The organism is Streptomyces solincola (genome assembly GCF_002982015.1).
In the GTDB taxonomy this organism is placed as follows: Bacteria; Actinomycetota; Actinomycetes; order Streptomycetales; family Streptomycetaceae; genus Streptomyces; species Streptomyces solincola.
Genome location: NZ_PVLV01000732.1, coordinates 1 through 1,912, shown reverse-complemented (window position 1 = coordinate 1,912; position 1,912 = coordinate 1). Strand labels below are relative to the sequence as shown.

General features: G+C 75.4%; 3 protein-coding genes. All 3 read left to right on the top strand.

Annotated features, from left to right (window positions below):
• Positions 1-795 (top strand): SGNH/GDSL hydrolase family protein (locus C6N75_RS29775; RefSeq protein ID WP_105871938.1); only part of this gene is annotated, 795 nt, incomplete at its 5' end.
• 143 nt (positions 796-938) lie between these two features.
• Positions 939-1,439 carry a hypothetical protein gene (locus tag C6N75_RS29770; protein WP_105871937.1) on the top strand — a complete coding sequence of 167 codons (501 nt, stop codon included), beginning with the start codon at positions 939-941 and terminating at the stop codon, positions 1,437-1,439.
• A 17-nt stretch (positions 1,440-1,456) separates the two neighbouring features.
• On the top strand, positions 1,457-1,849 hold the full coding sequence (locus C6N75_RS29765; RefSeq protein ID WP_105871936.1) for an RNA-binding S4 domain-containing protein: 393 nt from the start codon (positions 1,457-1,459) through the stop codon (positions 1,847-1,849).
• Positions 1,850-1,912 lie beyond the last annotated feature (63 nt).

The following is a 1,912-nucleotide window of genomic DNA, read 5'->3' as shown; positions in this document are numbered from 1 at the left end:
GCCCCCGCCCCCGCGCCCACCGCCGTCGCCGCCTATGTCGCCCTCGGCGACTCCTACGCCTCCGGCGCCGGAGTGCCCGAGCAGACCGACACCGGCTGCGCCCGCTCCAGCCGCAACTACCCCGCGCTGCTCAACGCCGACCTCGCCCCGGCCGTCCACCGCGACGTCACCTGCGGCGGCGCCACCACCGCCGACCTGACCACCGCGCAGAGCGCCACCGCGCCGCCGCAGTTCGACGCCCTCAGCGCCGACACCGACCTGGTCACCCTCACCATCGGCGGCAACGACATCGGCTTCGCCGGCATCATCGTGCGCTGCGTCTCGCTCGGCCTGCTCGACATGGGCGGACGGCCCTGCCGCACCAGCTACACCTGGACCGGCCGCGACCAGCTCGCCGCCGCCATCGACAACACCGCACCCAAGATCGCCGCCGCCGTCGAGGGCATCCGCGCCCGCGCCCCGCACGCCCGGATCGTCCTCACCGGCTACCCGGCGATCGTCCCCGACGACGGCAGCAACTGCCCCTGGGTCTTCTCCATCGCCAAGGGCGACGCCCCGTGGCTGCGGGACACCCACAAGCGCCTCAACGCGATGATCGCCAGGACCGCCGCCGCCCACAACGCGTCCTACGCCGACACCTACACCCCCTCCATCGGCCGCGACGCCTGCAAGAGCGCCGGCACCCGCTGGATGGAGCCCCTGTTCACCAACGCGGCCGCCCCCTTCCACCCCAACGCGGCCGGTGAACGCGGCATGGCCGAGGCCGTCCGAGCCGTCCTGCCCGCCGCCCGCTGACGCCCCCGCGACGGACCGTGCGCCCCGCCTCCGGCCGCGGTCCGCCGCCCCGCCCGCGCACCGCTGACACCCCTGTCCGACCAGGAGCGGCGGCGGCCCGGCCCACGCGCCGCCGGGCGCGGCCGGACACGTACCATGGCGGCATGTCCTTCCTCCGCCGCCGCAGCGCCGCCACCCCCGCGGGCCCGGACTTCGACGTCCTGGCCATGGATCCGGGCGACTGGCCCGGCAATCTCGGCGCCGGTCTGCTCCCCGCCCCCGACGGAAGCTGCCAGGGCGTCTTCCTGCGCTACGACCTGTTCGGCGGCCGCGGCCCCGCGATGATCATCGGCAACCTCCCCGAGGGCTCCCCGGCCCGCGAGGTCGCCGAGGGCCAGATCCCCTTCGAGGTCGCCCAGCTCCTCGCCGCCCTGGAGAACGACGAGCCGGTCGAGGTCGTGGAGACCGAGGACGTCCCGGTCATGCAGGGCGACAACCTGCTCATCGTGCGCCGGCTCAAGCTCTCCGAATCCCGGATCTCCTGCGTCCAGTTCGACCGCAGCGACAACGTGCTGGTCACCATCGCGAGCTGGGACCGCCCCATCACCGACGACCTCTACGCCCTGCTCAAGCCGCTGCCGGCGGAGCTCTTCCAGCAGGGCTGAGACGGGGGGAGAGGGACATGGCGGAGGAGACCACCGGCCGCGGCAGCGTCCGTGTCGACAGTTGGATCTGGGCGGTCCGCCTCACCAAGACCCGCTCCCAGGCGGCCACCGCCTGCCGGGCCGGGCACGTCAAGGTCAACGGCGAGCGCGCCAAGCCGGCCCGGCACATCGGCCTGGGCGACGAGGTGCGGCTCTTCCACGCCGGCCGCGAGCGGATCGTCGAGGTGAAGGCGGTGCTCGCCAAGCGCGTCGGCGCGCCCGCCGCCGCCGAGGCGTACACCGACAACAGCCCGCCCCCGCCGCCCCGCGAGCACACCGCCCTCGCCGGCGTCCGCGACCGCGGCGCCGGCCGTCCCACCAAGCGCGAACGCCGCGAACTCGACCAGCTCCGCGGCCTGCGCCCGCACTGACCGCACCGGGCGGGGAGCAGGAGCGGCGCGCCCACCCGGACCCGCCGCCCCACCCCCGTACAC

Coding starts and splice junctions, on each gene's coding strand:
- C6N75_RS29770 (WP_105871937.1), top strand. CDS start 939: ATGTCCTTCCTCCGCCGCCGCAGCGCCGCCACCCCCGCGGGCCCGGAC.
- C6N75_RS29765 (WP_105871936.1), top strand. CDS start 1,457: ATGGCGGAGGAGACCACCGGCCGCGGCAGCGTCCGTGTCGACAGTTGG.